Here is a 17,867-nt window from a genome sequence, read left to right on the forward strand (position 1 = left end):
CTACCAAAGTGATATTAAGGATATTATGATTTTTCTTGAAGGTAATTTTTGCGGGGATAATTTAATATTTAAGACAAGGCTTCTATGTCGGTTACTTTATTATGATGCATTTGTCAACCTCTCAATTAAAAAGCAACTTATCCAGAAATCCAAGGAGTTATCAATTAATTGCCAGTAGATGATAAAATTAGTCCCAAACCTCTTATTGTCTTTATTTCAACAGATGTATCTTTTGATAAGTAACGCCTCATTTTACTAATAAAGACATCTAAACTTCTGGAGGTAAAGTAGTCATTTGTACCCCAAAATTTAAGAAGAATATCATCTCTTTTAACGAGTTCTCCTCTGTTCTCGCATAGCATCTGTAAAATTCCTGATTCACGTGAGGTTAGTAATTGCTTTTGTGAATTATATCCGAGTGAATATTTTTCAGGATCAAATGTATAAAGACCCAGATTATATATTTTAGTTATAGTCTTTGTTTTAGTTTTATTTCTCAAATTCATCAATGCCTTAATATGGGCATCTAATTCTTCCGGAAGAAATGGCTTTTTTATGTAATTATTTACACCAGAATTATAACCAGAAGTAACATCTTTAGAGGTGTTTCTTGCTGATGCAAAGACGATTGGAGTCTCTACGTCTGACTGGCGAATAATGCAAACCATTTCTAATCCACTCATAATAGGCATCTCTACATCGGATACAATAATCTCGGGATTATGCTCCTTCCAGGCTTTTAAACCGTCTTTCCCATTATTAGCTAGAATTATTTCGTATCCTCCTATTATTTCTTCTAGGCTTCCTTTTATTATGTAGCCAAGATTTATATCATCTTCAACTAATAGTAACTTTATCTTTTTCATCTTTATTGGGTATACTAATTGTAAATTCACTAAAAGATCCCAGGATACTATTTACTATGACCTCACCTCCATGGGCTGTAATTACTCTATAAACATAATTGAGTCCTAAGCCAAAGCCTGTAGGCCCTGCTGAACTGTTTGTGAAGGAAGCACGCTCAAATTTATCAAAAATCTTTTTCTGATTTTTCAATGATATTCCAACACCATTATCCCAGACTACTATTTTTGTATATTGTCCGTCAGAAATAGAACTTATATTAATGCGAACAGTTTCCCTTGAATATTTAATTGAGTTTTCAATTAAATTTCTGATAATTTCTGATAAATATTCAGGATCGGCATAAACATACTCTACATTATTAAAGTTTGTATGAAAATCAATGCACTTCCGAGGCTCAATATTAAATTTTTCTATTAAGCTGTTAATCATTCTGGGTAAATCAATTAATTGCTTTGTCAGCTTCATTTTATTGTGCTCCAATCTTGCAATTGTTAATATTCTATTGGAAAGTGTTAGTAGATGATTGCTTTCATCTACAAGGATATTAAAATATTGCTCTTTTAGATCTGGTTTATCATCTAGTTTTCCTGTTTTTAAGGTTTGTGCTCCCATTAATATCGTTGTAAGTGGATTTTTCATATCGTGAATCATAGCATATGTAAAATCTTTTCGTATTTCAGCGATTCTATTCTGGCGGATAATGATTTTTACTTGTAGAAAAATACAATATCCAATAATGATAGCGATTAAGCCTGATCCAATAAGTAAAAGGGTCATCTTCTCAAATATCATTTTGTATGGAGAAATAACAACAACTTTTATAGATTCTGATTTATCCATTCGTATTGGCATAGTTTTAGTATAAAAAATAGGGCTAGCATCTTTGGATATGCCATGTTCTATAATCACTGATGTTTTATCTGTATTATTAATCTTCTCTAAATAATAGTCAATCTTTCCGACATTTTTATTTGCTATACTATAAAATACACTATCTAAACGAGTGAAATTAAGAGGAGATCCTTCTGAATATAGAAATTCCTGAAAGGCTAATGCATTTGTCTCCGGATCATTCTCCGGATGCGCCCCTTCAACTATTTTCCCATTATCCTTATGTTTTCCGGGAGACTTTAAACGTAAATAAACTTCTTTTTCAATTGATAGGCTTAAAACATTATCCAATCTTTCTACTAGTTCTTTTTCAAGAAGAGTATAGGTATTATATAACCAAATACCTTGTAGTACGAGTATCGAGATAATAGCAATGCAGGTAATTATTTTTATAAACTGATTTTTCATTGTAAAGCGCGTGATCATTGATTCACAAATATAATAACATTTAGATAACATTATATATGATTTCGATAACTTATTAAATAAATCGATGAGCTTTACTTTGCAGTATCAAAATAAGTAAGCAAAATAGATCTTAGCGCAAAAAGCTATTTGCAAGCAATTGTTAAAACTATTAAACTTTAAATAAATGAAAAATCTTTTAGCAAATACTCAAATAAGAATATTGACAAATAAGGAATTAGTAAAGATAACCGGAGGGGGACGCTGGGTCGTTGTTGATGGAGAATTGGTCTTTGTGAATAATTAACCCTGTACAAAAAAATAACATAATGATGGCAATCTGATAACCTAATTTACTCCTAAAGAAATCTAGATTTGAAATCTCAAATAATAAGCAAAAATGAATCATGTTATGGAATGGAAAGATCGACACGATTTAAGCTTGGATACTCTTTGTGAGATAGCTATAGATAAAATAAAAGAGGTAAGGAGGAAAGAGAAAATTGGTGTAAAAGAAGAAAAAATCAAATGTACCCTTTTAATGATGGACGAAAAACTCTCTTAAAGCACTTTTATTCATAGGGATTTATATTGATAAATTATAACTAAGTGAAAGTAGGAAATCTTTGATTACGTATACATTTAAAATGTTCGATAATATGAAACAGATAGAAACTTATAAGTATAAAATAGCTTTGGTAATATGTTGGTATGGTCAACTCCCTTGGTATTGGAAATATTTTGTTCATAGCATGCAATATAACTCAACTATAGACTGCATATTAATCACCGATGAAAAAATAGAAGAGCTACTACCTTCTAATATTAAACAAGTACAGATGTCCTTATCAGAAATCAAGACTTTGGCTGAATGCAAATTAGGATTTCCTGTATCATTAGACTACCCATATAAATTATGTGATTTTAAGCCGGCATATGGATTGTTGTTCGACGAATTACTGACCGAATATGACTTCTGGGGGCATGGGGATTTAGATGTGATTTTCGGAAATATTCGGAACTTTATAACAGATCCCATACTAGATAATAACGATATAATTAGTGTGAGACGTGATTTTCTAACTGGTTATTTCATGCTTTTTAGGAATAATATATATATAAATAATCTATTTACAAAAAGTAAAGATTATAGGAAAGTATACGAAAGTCCAAGGAGTTGGTGTTTTGACGAATGTAACCATATGCATTTAGAAATAGGATTCAATAAAAATAGCATATTGAATATAGACTGTGATATTGACAGTATGGAGCATGTAGTCCAAAGAGAAATAGAGAGTGGAAATATTAAAGTGTTTTTCGACTTTATGGTAGTCGAAGGTACACCAGGTAATATTAAATGGGAAAAAGGTTCTTTATTCTATAAAAATGAATATGAAATATTGCTATATCATTTTATAGCAATGAAATCAATTAAAAACCTTTATCTCCCATTATGGGAAAAGCTTCCGGATATTATAGAAATTGGTGAAAACTTTATAACAAGTCCTTCCTCTGGATTTGTAGAGAGGTTGAAGTTAACAGCCAGATTAAAGCTTGATAGAATTAAATGGTCGACTCAAATACTATTTAGGAAGAAAATAGTAGATGTGATTTCCTATTTAAAGAAAAAAAATGAAATTCTAAATTATAATGCTTTTATAGGACATTATAGAAAGAGCCATCTATCTGTTATCTATGAAGTATTGATAAATAAAGAATATTTAGTTCTACGGCACTCGCATCATAATGGGGCAATTTTCAGGCATATATGGGGTAATGTATTTATAACGCCGGATCTCAGAACAATAGTCAAAGGTAAAAATATTGAAGGGAAATTTGTTCTGGAGATAAAAGGATTAAATAGGAAGATCGATTTATTCGTGAAAAAATAATATGAAAAAATAATATGAAAGTAAAAAGAAAAATTTCAGAAATGTTGACATTCTTAGAGTCTGAGGATAATCAGTTAAATAAAATAGAACTCCTCCTGGAAGATGCCACAAATATATGTGGGGGTACTGAGGACACAATAGTTTACTCCTCTTCTCCCCGGAATTATTGTTCAATCTTATTAAAGGAAAGTTCTAATACGTTTAAGCTATAAGTAACAAGGAAAGATTTAAATCAATCAATAAAATTATTAATTAAAAAAACAAAAATTATGGAAAAGAAAAAGATTTCAGAGCTAGTAAATCAATTGGAAAATGAGTCTAATTCTATTGCGGAAATAAACGGATTCGAAGTTCTTAACTCTGAATTGCAAGAGATGTATGCCGGAAGTGATACAAACTATGTCCTTTGTGGTGGTAACGGATATTGCCCCGGGAAATAAATTCATCTGTAGTATAATGTCTTAGTCTCTTTAATAAATTAAAACAGTTTAACTGTTCAGATAACACTATATTTTCTAAGGATGAGGGATGATGAACTTATACTTACAAAGCACTTATACTCTAATAATAAAGTAATTAATTAAAAAAAACAAAAACTATGGAAAAGAAAAAGATTTCAGAGCTAGTAAATCAATTGGAAAATGAATCTAATTCTATTGCGGAAATAAACGGATTCGAAGTTCTTAACTCTGAATTGCAAGAGATGTATGCCGGAAGTGATACAAACTATGTCCTTTGTGGTGGTAACGGATATTGCCCCGGGAAATAAATTCATCTGTAGTATAATGTCTTAGTCTCTTTAATAAATTAAAACAGTTTAACTGTTCATAACACTATAATTTTCTAAGGATGAGGGATGATGAACTTATACTTACAAAGCACTTATACTCTAATAATAAAGTAATTAATTAAAAAAAACAAAAACTATGGAAAAGAAAAAGATTTCAGAGCTAGTAAATCAATTGGAAAATGAATCTAATTCTATTGCGGAAATAAATGGATTCGAAGTTCTTAACTCTGAATTGCAAGAGATGTATGCCGGAAGTGATACAAACTATGTCCTTTGTGGTGGTAACGGATATTGCCCCGGGAAATAACTATTAGTATTAATCTAGAGAGGTCTTAAGATCTCTCTAGATCTCTCTATCTTTTTCAATAATATTATACTTTAACGATATGAAATTTAGTCAATTTAACTCAATAATCCAATTCGGAGACAAATTCTCAATATATAATTCTCTTACAAGAAGGTATATGTTAATAAATCTTTTTCTTAAAGAATTAATTGAGACAACTGTGAAAAATAATCAGCTCGCAGTGTTGGAGAAGAACTATACGTCTCTATATCAGGAGTTGTGCTTGAATGGTTTTTTGGTGGATAGTAAGGACAATGAGGTTAATAAAGTAATAAATATATTGAATCGGGTCGAGAATAATAATGACCACTTTGTGCTAACGATAAATCCCACAATGAACTGTAATTTCAAATGTTGGTACTGTTATGAGAGTCATATAAAATCTTCGAAAATAAATCATCAAACCCTAAATAAGATATTGGCATATCTTCAGCATATTTTTGAGCAGAATCAACATATGAAGTCTTTTAGTTTGAGATTTTTTGGAGGAGAGCCTCTATTATACTTCTATGATTCTTGTTATCCTATAATGAAAACATTTCAGCTTTTGTGCAATATGCATAAGGTAAAAGGAAACATTGGTTTTACTACTAATGGATTCTTAATAAATGATGAGATGGTCTCTAAATTTAAAGAGTTTAATGACTTGTTTTTTCAAATAACATTAGATGGTTATAAAGATGAGCATGATTCTGTTCGATACACCTCTAGGCAAAAAGGTTCATATGATAGAATCGTAAAGAATATAACAACATTAGTTAATAATAATTTTGTTGTCCTTCAAAGAATTAATTATACTCCAGACAAGTTGAATAATTCCCATAAAATATTAGCTGATTTAACTAATATAGAATGTGACAAGAGAAAGAATATTGTGACTTCGTTTCACTGTGTTTGGCAAACTAGTAAGTTAGCATATAACACAAATAATTATAATAATTTATTAGATCAGATGGATTTGTTTGAAGCAAATAAGATACCAACCGATAGTCATTTAAGGCTGCATAAAGTTCAAGAGGTCTGTTATGCAGATATTCAGAATAGTGCAGTCGTTAATTTTAATGGAGACCTCTTTAAATGTACAGCTCGAAATTTTGATACGGTTAATAGGGTAGGTTATTTAGATGAGAGCGGTATACCTGTTTGGGATTCAGACAAAATAGAAAAGAGAGAGAGAGCTAAAGTCTTAAATAAGAAATGTTTATCCTGTCGTATATTACCTGTTTGCAAAGGAGGTTGTTCTCAACATAGGTTAGAGGCAGACGGAGGCGAGTATTGTATTTATAACTTTGATGATAACCTGATTGATCAAACAATAGAAATGAATTTGAACAGGCTTGTCAATCTAAAATCAAAAAGAGGAGTTCTATAATATTATTTGCCAAAAAGATATAATATATGAAATTTAGATACTACAAACAATTAGAAGAAAAGGATTGTGGTCCGACTTGTTTGAAAATGATATGCAAACATTACGGAAAAGATTATTCTATACAATCCATCCGAGAATTATGTGACATCACAAAGGTTGGTACCTCAATGGAGGATTTAAAAAATGCAGCGGATAAAATTGGATTAGACACATTAGCACTTAAGCTAGATATAGAGAATCTAAAAACGATTCATCTTCCTGTTATCTTGTATTGGAAGTCATCTCATTATGTCATCTTATACAAAATCACCTTGAAGAAAGGTAAGTATTATTATTATATAGCAGATCCGGGTTTTGATAAAATAAAATTAAGTGAGGATGATGTCATAAATAGATGGAGCCTAAATGACAATAAAGGGTATGCTATGATGTTTGAACCGAGCCCGCTTTTCTATAAAGAATCGGCTGCTTCAAAAGAATCAGGTTGTGGATGGTTAAATGGGCTATGGGGAATGTATCGAAACAAGATATCAGAGTATAAACATAAGTTTAGTTTAGCTTTGTTACTAGCCTTAGTGGCTATGATTACTTCCTGGACATTACCATTCTTTTTTCAAAAAATTGTCGATGATGGAGTTGTTGGTAAAAATATTCAACTAATATGCTGGATATTAATCATACAATTTATAATTGCAATAAGTAATTTTTTATCGAACTCTTTCAGTTCCATATTTTTAATGCAAACAAATTTTAAAATTAGCATACAAATGTTTACTGATTATTTGGTGAAAATAATCAGATTACCTATTGCCATGTTTGATAAAAAACAAAACAGTGATTTTGTTGTCCGGATGGATGATATTACTAGAATACAGAATTTTATCACTTCTGCAGGAATAGAATTTTTCCTCCTTTTTAGCAATCTTGTGGTATTTTCTGCTCTTTTGATATATTTTAATTTATATATATTTCTTGTTGTTATATCATTAGGTATTATGGGAGTTGTCTGGGCATCATTATTTCTGAAGAAGAGGAGGCATTTAGACTATCAATTAGTCACATTAAATGCTGAGAATCATTTAAGTGTCTATGAAATGATAACTGAAATGACTGAGGTAAAAGCAAATAATGCTCAGAATACCAAAGTTGGTCAATGGCGAGAGATATATGATAAGCAGGCGAAAACGTTTTTATCTTCTTTGTATTTAAATTATTGGCAGGTTCTTGGTCCACAATTTTTCAGCCGCCTGGAGAACTTATTCACAACAGCTATCTGTTCTTATCTGGTAATCTCTGGGAGTATGACTATTGGTACAATGTTAAGCATCTCATTCATCACTGCCCAGCTAAGTGCTCCAATGGATCGATTTATATATTTTCTAAGAAACTTGCAGGATGTTTCTCTATCAAGTGAAAGGGTTGGTGAAATACAAAGTATAGAAGATGAGGATTTCAATAGATGCACTAACCCTCCTGAAAGACTTGAGAAAGGAATCATTTTCGATCAAGTTTCATTTAAGTATCCTGGTGGTGGCAAACGCTGCATATTGAGAGATATCAGTCTTTTTATACCTAAAAATAAAATTACAGCGATTGTTGGGATAAGTGGTAGTGGTAAAACCACTTTACTAAAACTAATACTTGGATTTTATTCTCCGAGTTCAGGAAATATATATATAGATAATTTAAATATGGATCAGGTTATTCAAAATTCATGGAGGGATAAGATCGGAGTTGTAATGCAGAATGGCTATATATTTAGTGGCACTATTGCCGAGAATATAGCATTGGCAGACCCGTCCCCTGATATGGATAAAGTGAGACATGCTGCAATGATATCGTGTATAAGTGAATTCGTAGAGGAGTTGCCTCAAAAATACAAAACTAAAATTGGAAAAAATGGAGTGGATTTAAGTGGAGGGCAAAAACAACGAATTTTAATAGCAAGGGCACTTTATAAAGATCCGGAGGTACTCCTTTTAGACGAGGCTACTAGTGCTTTGGATGCGAATACAGAAAAAGTTATTGTTGAGAACCTGAATAGTTTATTTAAAGATAGAACTGTCGTAATTATAGCACATCGGTTTAGTACTATAAAAGCTGCAGATCAAGTGGTGGTAATTGATAATGGAATTATTACAGAAATAGGGACACATCGCGTTTTGACTGAAAGCCAAGGTGAATATTTTAAATTAGTGAGAAATCAATTGGAGTTAGCATAGAAATTCTATAGAAAAACAATAATGGTATGAAAAAAATGCTTTTTTATTTTCTTATGACTGTTTATTCGTCATATTTATTCTCTCAGAGAGACCATGTTAGTGTTATGGGTAGCTTAATTGATGCAACAAATACACCAATTGAATATGCCAATGTATCTCTTCTGTCTAAAGATTCAACATATATATTGGGGGGCAACTCTACTAGTGACGGACAATTTAGAATATCGCCAACATCCCAAGGCGATTATATTGTTAAAGTAAGCTATGTCGGTTATCAAGATACATATATTAATGTTCCTCAATTAATGGAGAAGCGTGATATCGGAATTGTTGTTCTACAAGAGAATACACATAATCTTAAAGAGATAGAAGTAACGGCTGATCGCGTAATAAATAAGGTTGACAGACAAATTACATTGCCAACTGATTTTCAGATCAAAAATTCTGTGCAAGGAATTGATTTACTAAACAAAATGGCAATTCCTGAAATCGCTGTTGATCCAGTCAATAGAACTGTTATTGCTACCGACGGAGGAAGTGTACAAATTAGGATTAATGGGGTTAGAGTTAGCTCTGTTGAGTTAATGGGAGTAAAGGCCGATGACGTTCTGCGTGTTGAAACCTATAATGCTCTCGGAGCACGCTTTGGAGGTGAGGATGCTACAGTTATTATTGATGTTATTCTGAAGCAAAAAAAAACTGGGGGCTATGTTATGACCGATCTTATGAATGCTCCATTTGTTGGATTTGGTGATAATCTGGTCGTAACAAAAATGAACTATAAAGATTCACAGTTTGGAGCTTTATACTATCTCAGTTATCGTGATTATAAAGATCGCTTCATAAATCGAAAAACAGAATTTAATAATCCTGACGATTCTTTTTATCGTCAGCAAGATGGAATAAAAACTCCATTCAATTATCAGACTCATAATGTCAACTTTTCATACAATTTGAGATCTTCGGATAAATATCTGTTGAATGTTGAATTTAGAAATGAAATTCTAAATGTAAATAACAATTATAGGAGTAGGTCTTATTATTCTAATACAGGATTGACTACTTTTAATAATACCTTAAATAGAAATTCACGTTACAGTCCTACACTTGATCTGTTTTTCAAATATAATCTATCAAAAAAACAATCATTAATGACAAATATTGTAGGTACCTATATTAAAACAAATAATAAGAGGGATTATAAAGAATATGATGACGAAGTAATATTCGTAGATATAAGCAATAGGGATAAGGGAAATAAATATTCTTTAATAACAGAAGTTGTTTATGAGAACCAGTTTAATGATAAATTAGGTTTTAGCACAGGGATTAACCATACACAGGGATATATAGAGAATACGATTATACAGGCGACAGCGGAGAAGATGAATCTGCGTAATACAAATACATATTTATTTTCCCAACTGCAAGGAACAATTCAGAAGTTCAATTATTCATTAGGCGTAGGTATTACTCGTATATGGTTTAATGAAGCAAAAAATGGATTTACTTTTTATGCATTTAGACCATCGTTGCAATTAGCATACAAAGCAAAAGATAACTTAGCTATACGATATAACTTTTCAATTGAATCTCAAGCTCCATCTCTAGGGCAACTCAATGGTGTAGACCAAAGAGTCGATAGTATACAAATAAGTAGAGGAAATCCAAACTTGCGGCCTTATAATTTATATAATAATATCTTAACTTTGAGTTTTAGTCGGAATAATATCAGTGCGAATCTGAATTTCAGGTATAATTATTTTGACAGTCCTATTATGGATGTCACATATCTAGAGAATGATATGTATATAAATACATATGCCAATCAAAATAATCTAGTAAAGTATGGTGTTTTTGCTAATATGAAGATCCAGCTCATAAAAGATATTTGGAGTATTGGAGTAACTGGAGGTGTAGATCGTTTTCATAGTCAGAGTAGTACTTATTCACACTACCATACCGCTTATTGGGGCAATATTAATACCAATGCATCTTATAAGAAATTTGATTTAAACTTTGCAATCAATTTTAGGACAAGTAGTTTGTGGGGCGAAATTATTAGTTATGGAGAAGATTGGCAATCAATAGATCTCGGTTATAGATATAGAGCGTTTAGATTTGGAGCAGGGATGAGTTATCCATTCAAGAGTGAATGGAGTGCAGGATATAAGAATCTTTCAAAAATAAGAACAGAGAATTCATGGACATATATTCCTGACAATGGACATATGCTATTCCTGCGTTTCTCTTGGGATGTGTCTTTCGGGAAGAAATATCAGTCTGTAAGTAAATCTTTAAATAATTCGGATAGAGATACGGGTATTCGGGGGATTGATTAAGTTGTTGATAACGAGGTTTTTTTTTGATTGAATATGTCTTGTTCGGGATAACCGATTCATCAAATTATTACTTGTTATATGTAAAGTAGATCTTTGATTATTACATTTTAAGAATGTGTGCAAATTTATGGTGCAAATAAAGAAGCAGTTAAGCGAAAAATGCTTAACTGCTTAGTTCTTAAGTGGTCCCACCTGGGCTTGAACCAGGGACCCCCTGATTATGAGTCAGATGCTCTAACCAACTGAGCTATAGGACCTGATTGAGATGTTCTCTCGAAATCGGATGCAATATTACTGCTTTTTGTTTATATATGCAAGTATTGAGACGAAAAAGCATCACCTAAATTAACGAAAAAAAGAAAACCTGCACGATATATGCAGGTTTTCAGTATTATAAGGCTAATCAGAGATTAGTTGTTTTCTGGTCTAAGCTTTCTTACAACAGCACCAGTACGCCACATTTCGCTTTCACGAAGAGCTTGTAGTTCTTTCTCAAGACCTTCACGGTAGTCTGGTTTTGAATTTGTGTCGATAGAACGTTGAGCTTCGTTTCCACAAGCTACCTCTGCATATAATTTAGCGAATACAGGTTTAGTTGCATCATGAAAAGGTCCCATCCAGTCTAAAGCACCACGTTGTGCAGTTGTAGAACAGTTTGCATACATCCAGTCCATACCATTTTCAGCGAAAAGAGGCATCAATGATTGTGTAAGCTCTTCTACGGTCTCATTGAATGCCTCCGAAGGGCTATGTCCATTCTCACGTAGAACTTCGTACTGAGCCAAAAGAATACCTTGTATAGCACCCATTAGAGTACCACGTTCTCCTGTAAGGTCAGAATATACTTCACGTTTGAAATCTGTTTCGAATAAATATCCCGAACCTACACCAATACCTAGAGCGATTACACGTTCTTTAGCACGTCCTGTAGCATCTTGGAAGATAGCGTAACTTGAGTTCAAACCACGTCCTTCTAAGAACATACGACGAAGGCTTGTTCCCGAACCTTTAGGAGCAACAAGAATTACATCAATATCAGCAGGAGGGATAATATTTGTACGTTCTTTGTATGTAATACCAAATCCGTGAGAGAAATACAATGCTTTACCTGCTGTCAAATATGGTTTAATACGAGGCCACACTTCGATTTGAGCTGCATCTGATAAAAGATATTGAATAATAGTACCTTTTTCAGCAGCTTCTTCTATATCAAAAAGAGTTTCACCCGGTACCCAACCGTCAGCGATAGCTTTTTCCCAAGTTTTACCACCTTTACGTTGACCGATGATTACATTGAAACCATTGTCACGAAGATTCAATGCTTGACCCGGACCTTGAACTCCATAACCGATTACAGCGATTATTTCGTTTTTTAATACTTCTCTTGCTTTTTCCAAAGGAAATTCTTCACGAGTAGCAACTTGCTCTACTACTCCTCCAAAATTCATTTCTGCCATTTTCTTTTTTTGTTATATATGTAAATAGTATTATTAATTAATCTGATATATAAAGGTTTGCAACCTTATTGCCAAGTAACTCTGGCTAAGCAAATTGTTTTGTCATGATGCTTCATTTCTAAAACAGATTTATTCAGTTCCGTTTTGCTTTGTAAGATATCAAGAGTTGTCCCATATTGACCTTCTGCAATATAGTTAATTTCGAAGGTTTTAATTTCTTTCTCCTGAAACATTTCCAGAGGGAATACATCTATAAAGTGTTCTATATATTTCATGCTGTTCAGATGTTCGTTTATATCAATATCGCTGTACTTTACAGTAAAGGATGTTGTAAACTCAACGTCTTTGATCGATGGTATTTTAGCTGCACTTGGAATAGGGCAAACTCTGTCCGATTTGAGTTCAACCATTCTTTGTAAGTCGAGAATATTGGTTGGACGTCTTGTTTCAAGATCAATAGATGCCCACATTGACCGTGCATAACCAATATAATTACCTTCCTGATCTTCGAAAGCAAAGCATCTTTCAGAAAATAATTTATTGATATCCGACACCCATGTATGCAACTTAATGGTAGTGTCATTGCGCGGATATTCGGATAATTCAATAGTCATACGCATCAATACCCATGCTCGCTGTTGATCGGTCATAAAAGAGTAGCCAAAATTTCGTTCCTCGGCATGTCTTGTTGCAGCTTGCAGCAAGAAACCTCCCAGCATCGGCAATGTGGCTTTTCCCCTGAAATCGGTGAGGTAGGCATCAATTGTATATGTATATATTCCTTCTTTAGGTGACATGTGTATATTTTAAGATGAAAGCTTATGAATTCTTTTTTTCACGCTCCTGTAGCATGTCACTTAATCGTTCGATCTTTGAGGTTGTAATAGCAACCCGTCCGGAACGGATGAATTGAAGTACACCGATCATTTCACTTAATTCTTCAAATAAAGCTTGAGTCTCAGCGTAATGTCCTGTTTTTTGAATAACCACACAATTTTCGTTGATTTCCAAAATTTGAGCATGAAATTTCCGGATAAGAGCTTCTGCTGATCCTATTTTTAAGAAATCAGGCGTCGAAAGTTTATATAAGGCAATTTCCTGATGTATTAGTTCTTCGTCTGTATTGAAGTACGATTTCAGTACATCTACACGCTTATCTATTTGTTTAACTACCTTTACAATATCTTCTCTGTTAGAATATACTGTAATTGTAAATTTATGGATTCCCTTAATTGCCGAAGGAGATACCGAAAGTGTTTCGATATTTAATTGGCGGCGTGTAAATACACTGGTTACCTGACTTAACAGCCCCACTGTATTTTCCGAAAATATTGTAACGGTATATAATGTTTTATCTTCCATAACTTCAATTGATTAAAATTTATTTCCACATACCTATAAATAATGACTGTTGCATTCTTTCGCACAATTTCTCCGAACTTAATATGGTATCGCTCGATTCATAATAGAGCTTCATCTCTCCCATATTGCGAACTCGTAACCATTTTCCCGCACTTTCCGACTTAAATACTTCAACGGTGTATTTGTTATTGGTTAAAGTATCGCTTTTGTAATAACTGATTCGCAATTTGTGAAGATTATCAACAAAATTACTATCCGGAAGGGTATTTGCATCTAAATATTTAAATATATAGAGGTTTGAATCGTTCAATATCGGTTTTGTATCTTGTAATTTGAATACATCATTCACATAAAATGAACTGTATTTATTACAAACTTCTTTTTTGAACATTGCTTCCAGATCTTTGTCAAAGCCTACAGTTTCTATATAATAATACTCCATTTTCGCCTGAGATTTCGAACTCTCCTCTTTAGTAGATTTCTTGCATCCGGCCATAGTTATGGCAATCAGTATTATTATTAATAATATCTTCTTCATAAATTACTTTCGACCATAAAGAACTGCAAAGTCATAGTATTTGTACAAGCAATCGACTTCTTTAAACCCTGCATCTCTTAACCATTTTATCTGGGTTGAAACGGGAGTCCTTTTATCTAGCTTTATCCTTTCGTAAGATGCGTCAATATCCTCTCTGTTTAAATCACTGGCTTCGACCTTTTCACGCCATTTCTTATCATATAATCGACTGAAATACTCACTTTCTCCGGCAACTTGTTCTGCGTTAATAAATATTCCCTCAGGCTTCAGAAGGCTGAAAATTGTGTTATATAACTCGGCTTTCGCTTGGTCTTCTAAATGATGAATGGCTAGAGATGAGATTACAGCATCGTATAGTTTTTCGCCCTTAAAAGTAGTAAAATCCTGTTGGATTATGTTGATATTTTTATTTGACGAAAATCTTTTTTTAGCAACATCTAACATTTTTCGCGACAAATCGACAAGAGTGATCTTTGCATTCGGATATTTTTGTAGAACAAATTCAGAAAATAATCCGGTGCCTGCTCCTAAATCCAGAATTTCGGGAGAAGTTATCGATAAATTAAGATTATCAATGGCTACTCCATAAAAATCCGATAAGCAGGGAATCAGAGATGGTCTCTGCTTATCGTAGAGTTGGGCAATCGAATTGAATTGTGATTCTACGGTCATCTTATTCGTTTCCTAATAATATGTTTGTAACGCAAGTTCCCGAAGGAATCATCGGATATACCATTCCTTTGGCTTCTACCTGTACATCTAAAAGGTAGGAACCTTTGTGATTTATCATTTCGGCAATAGCATCATCCAATTCTTCGCGTTTGTCTACAATCTTAGATTTAATATTGTAAGCATTGGCAATCATACAGAAGTTTGGATTCTTCATTGTGGTCTCGGAATATCTTTCGCTAAAGAACAGTTCCTGCCATTGACGCACCATCCCTAAGAAATGATTATTCAGGATAATGATTTTTACATCCACATCGTACTGCATAATGGTTCCTAATTCCTGTATGGTCATTTGAATACCACCGTCACCCACAAATAAACAGACTGTACGGTTAGGAGCACCTATTTTGGCTCCAATGGCTGCCGGTAATCCGAATCCCATAGTACCAAGACCACCTGATGTAACCACACTGCGTGATTGTTTGTATTTGAAATAACGAACAGCCATCATTTGGTGCTGACCTACGTCGGTAACTAGTACGGCATCATCATTTGTGGCTTCTGAAACTTTGTGGATTACTTCACCCATTTTCAAACTACCCGAAGTCGGAAACAATTCGTCTTTGATGACAACGTTATATTCCTTCTCTTCACATGATCTGAATTCTGCCAGCCAGTCTGCATGAGTGGTCGTATCAATTAACTTGGCTACTTCTGCCAGAGATTCTTTTACATCGCCTAATACCCGAACAGTAGTTTTTACGTTCTTATCTATTTCGGCAGGGTCTATGTCAAAATGAATAACTTTAGCTTGCTTGGCATACGTATTCAGATCACCTGTTACACGATCGTCAAAACGCATTCCGATGGCAATAAGTACATCACACTCGTTTGTTTTCAGATTAGGACCAATATTACCGTGCATTCCCAACATTCCAACATTAAGCGGATGATCGGAAGGAATAGCTGATAGTCCTAATACTGTAAGTGCAGTAGGTATTCCCGATTTTTCAAGAAAAGCTTTAAGTTCTTCTTCTGCAGATCCAAGTACTACACCTTGCCCAACTAATGCCAGAGGTTTTTTAGCGTTGCTGATTAGTTCTGCAGCAGCTTTTATTTCTTCTGGATTTATTTCGGGTTTAGGAATATAGCTTCTGATGAAGGTGGCTTTTTTATATTCGTATTCTATTTTTCCGAACTGCGCATCTTTGGTGATGTCTAGTAATACGGGACCCGGACGACCGGATGCTGCGATATAAAACGCACGTGCTACTGCCGCAGGAATGTCTTCTGCACATCTTACCTGATGAGCCCATTTGGTTACAGGCTGTGAAATACCTACCACATCGGCTTCCTGAAACGCATCACTGCCCAATAGGGTAGAGGCTACCTGTCCGGCAATAACTACCATAGGGGTGCTGTCCATCATTGCATCGGTTATGCCGGTTATGGCATTTGTAGCACCGGGTCCTGAGGTAACAAATGCTACTCCAACTTTTCCCGAAGTACGTGCATAACCTTGTGCGGCATGGGTTGCTCCTTGTTCGTGACGAACTAATATATGGTCTACCTTGTCTTTATAATCGTATATAGCATCAAATACGGGCATAATAGCTCCTCCGGGATATCCGAAGATAGTGTCTACGCCTTCATTTATCAATGACCGTATAAGAGCTTCACTTCCTGTTATTTTTTCACTCATGATTAGTAAATGCTTATGAAACTTTAATTAAGTACTTTGTTTGAATATTATTAGCTTTCATTTCAGCTAAATGCTTGGCGAGGTTATCGAATGTTTCGACTTTGTTATCCCTTATTCTGAGGGTTCCGCTCGCTATTTTATGGAGGAGTAATTCTCCTTGCTGCATCAGTTCTGATATCTGTTGAGGCGATCCGTATTTATGAAATGCCCCTAACGCTACTTCGTGTAGCGATATACAGGTGGTGAATGCAGGTAAAGGAGACTGCCCGACTCGATCTTGGATAGCTACCAAATGTCCGTAGTATCCGATTAGAGAAGCCATTCCTGTTGCATGCTCTCCACTTACAGTATCGATTATGGCTTCAAATGAATCTCCATTCAAATGATTCTTTATCGTTCTTTTCCAGTTATTATCTTTATAATCTATAGCTTGTATAACACCCATTTTGAGGAATTCAGCATGGTGTTTCTCGCTTGCTGTAACATAGACTCGTGCATTGGCTTCGAGTAATAATTGAGTGAGGAAATATCCCACTGATCCGCCTGCACCGCTTACTAAAACTTTTTTACCTGCTATATTTGGTATCTTTTGGAGAGCTTGCCAAGCTGTAAGTGATGGGCAGGGAAAAGACGCTGCTGCTGTATCACTCAATTTGTCGGGAACATACATAAGTGCATTCCCTGAAACAATTGTATGTGTACTGAAACTGCCGTCTTTCGAAAGATCGGTATGATAACATACTCTGCTGCCTATACGCAAGTGAGTCATGTTTCGTCCAACTTTGAGAATAACTCCCATTCCGTCAACGCCGGGAACTGAATCGGAACTCCATGCAGGATGTCCCCATTCTATTAATTTCCAGTCGACAGGATTTAGTCCTATTACACTGTTCTGAATAAGGACTTCGTTATCCCCAATTTCTCTTATCTCCTTTTCTTTGAGAATAAGATCAGTTGGTTCACCTTTCTTTTGCCAACACCAAAATTTAGCTTTTGTCTCCATCTTTCGGAT

Annotated in this window: 17 protein-coding genes and 1 tRNA gene; 8 read left to right on the forward strand and 10 right to left on the reverse strand. The window is 34.0% G+C overall.

From position 1 onward, the window contains the following. Positions 1–164 precede the first annotated feature (164 nt). Both G7050_RS07790 and G7050_RS07795 read right to left on the reverse strand, forming a co-directional pair. The gene (locus tag G7050_RS07790; RefSeq protein WP_166113576.1) at positions 165–866 is read right to left on the reverse strand and encodes a response regulator transcription factor; all 702 of its coding nucleotides are present in this window, start codon (positions 864–866) and stop codon (positions 165–167) included. After that, the gene (locus G7050_RS07795; protein WP_166113578.1) at positions 838–2,166 is read right to left on the reverse strand and encodes a sensor histidine kinase KdpD; all 1,329 of its coding nucleotides are present in this window, start codon (positions 2,164–2,166) and stop codon (positions 838–840) included. The genes G7050_RS07790 and G7050_RS07795 overlap by 29 nt, the downstream gene beginning before the upstream one ends. Before the next feature lie 409 nt (positions 2,167–2,575). Between G7050_RS07795 and G7050_RS07800 the strand changes: the two genes are divergently transcribed. The 8 genes from G7050_RS07800 to G7050_RS07835 all read left to right on the forward strand — a co-directional run bounded on the left by G7050_RS07800 (position 2,576) and on the right by G7050_RS07835 (position 11,127). Further along, complete coding sequence (locus G7050_RS07800; protein WP_166113580.1) at positions 2,576–2,728, forward strand: hypothetical protein; 153 nt, start codon at positions 2,576–2,578, stop codon at positions 2,726–2,728. 94 nt (positions 2,729–2,822) lie between these two features. Beyond that, positions 2,823–4,055: a DUF6625 family protein gene (locus G7050_RS07805; RefSeq protein WP_166113582.1), complete on the forward strand. Its 1,233-nt coding sequence runs from the start codon at positions 2,823–2,825 to the stop codon at positions 4,053–4,055. A 269-nt stretch (positions 4,056–4,324) separates the two neighbouring features. Then, complete coding sequence (locus tag G7050_RS07810; protein ID WP_166113584.1) at positions 4,325–4,495, forward strand: hypothetical protein; 171 nt, start codon at positions 4,325–4,327, stop codon at positions 4,493–4,495. Between the two features lie 158 nt (positions 4,496–4,653). Then, entirely contained in the window at positions 4,654–4,824 is a 171-nt protein-coding gene (locus G7050_RS07815; protein WP_166113584.1) for a hypothetical protein, read from the forward strand. 157 nt (positions 4,825–4,981) lie between these two features. Next, complete coding sequence (locus G7050_RS07820) at positions 4,982–5,152, forward strand: hypothetical protein (RefSeq protein WP_166113584.1); 171 nt, start codon at positions 4,982–4,984, stop codon at positions 5,150–5,152. A gap of 373 nt (positions 5,153–5,525) precedes the next feature. Next, the gene (locus G7050_RS07825) at positions 5,526–6,563 is read left to right on the forward strand and encodes a radical SAM/SPASM domain-containing protein (RefSeq protein ID WP_255499301.1); all 1,038 of its coding nucleotides are present in this window, start codon (positions 5,526–5,528) and stop codon (positions 6,561–6,563) included. Between the two features lie 26 nt (positions 6,564–6,589). Continuing rightward, the gene (locus tag G7050_RS07830; protein ID WP_166113588.1) at positions 6,590–8,785 is read left to right on the forward strand and encodes a peptidase domain-containing ABC transporter; all 2,196 of its coding nucleotides are present in this window, start codon (positions 6,590–6,592) and stop codon (positions 8,783–8,785) included. A 26-nt stretch (positions 8,786–8,811) separates the two neighbouring features. Beyond that, entirely contained in the window at positions 8,812–11,127 is a 2,316-nt protein-coding gene (locus tag G7050_RS07835) for a TonB-dependent receptor (protein WP_166113590.1), read from the forward strand. A 183-nt stretch (positions 11,128–11,310) separates the two neighbouring features. Here the strand turns inward: G7050_RS07835 and G7050_RS07840 are convergent. The 8 genes from G7050_RS07840 to G7050_RS07875 form a co-directional block, all read right to left on the reverse strand. Then, positions 11,311–11,384: transfer RNA gene (locus tag G7050_RS07840), tRNA-Ile, on the reverse strand. Between the two features lie 153 nt (positions 11,385–11,537). Beyond that, the gene (gene ilvC / locus G7050_RS07845; RefSeq protein ID WP_166113592.1) at positions 11,538–12,584 is read right to left on the reverse strand and encodes a ketol-acid reductoisomerase; all 1,047 of its coding nucleotides are present in this window, start codon (positions 12,582–12,584) and stop codon (positions 11,538–11,540) included. 65 nt (positions 12,585–12,649) lie between these two features. Beyond that, the gene (locus tag G7050_RS07850; RefSeq protein ID WP_166113594.1) at positions 12,650–13,381 is read right to left on the reverse strand and encodes an acyl-[acyl-carrier-protein] thioesterase; all 732 of its coding nucleotides are present in this window, start codon (positions 13,379–13,381) and stop codon (positions 12,650–12,652) included. 22 nt (positions 13,382–13,403) lie between these two features. After that, positions 13,404–13,946, reverse strand: coding sequence for an acetolactate synthase small subunit (gene ilvN / locus G7050_RS07855; RefSeq protein WP_166113598.1), 543 nt, complete (start codon positions 13,944–13,946; stop codon positions 13,404–13,406). Positions 13,947–13,965: 19 nt separating this feature from the next. Then, the gene (locus G7050_RS07860; RefSeq protein WP_166113601.1) at positions 13,966–14,484 is read right to left on the reverse strand and encodes a hypothetical protein; all 519 of its coding nucleotides are present in this window, start codon (positions 14,482–14,484) and stop codon (positions 13,966–13,968) included. 3 nt (positions 14,485–14,487) lie between these two features. Continuing rightward, complete coding sequence (locus tag G7050_RS07865; protein WP_166113603.1) at positions 14,488–15,156, reverse strand: trans-aconitate 2-methyltransferase; 669 nt, start codon at positions 15,154–15,156, stop codon at positions 14,488–14,490. Between the two features lies 1 nt (position 15,157). Next, positions 15,158–16,858: a biosynthetic-type acetolactate synthase large subunit gene (gene ilvB, locus G7050_RS07870; RefSeq protein ID WP_185154959.1), complete on the reverse strand. Its 1,701-nt coding sequence runs from the start codon at positions 16,856–16,858 to the stop codon at positions 15,158–15,160. 10 nt (positions 16,859–16,868) lie between these two features. Beyond that, positions 16,869–17,858 carry a zinc-binding dehydrogenase gene (locus tag G7050_RS07875; protein ID WP_166113607.1) on the reverse strand — a complete coding sequence of 330 codons (990 nt, stop codon included), beginning with the start codon at positions 17,856–17,858 and terminating at the stop codon, positions 16,869–16,871. Positions 17,859–17,867 lie beyond the last annotated feature (9 nt).

This window comes from Dysgonomonas sp. HDW5A (genome assembly GCF_011299555.1).
Taxonomy (GTDB): domain Bacteria; phylum Bacteroidota; class Bacteroidia; order Bacteroidales; family Dysgonomonadaceae; genus Dysgonomonas_A.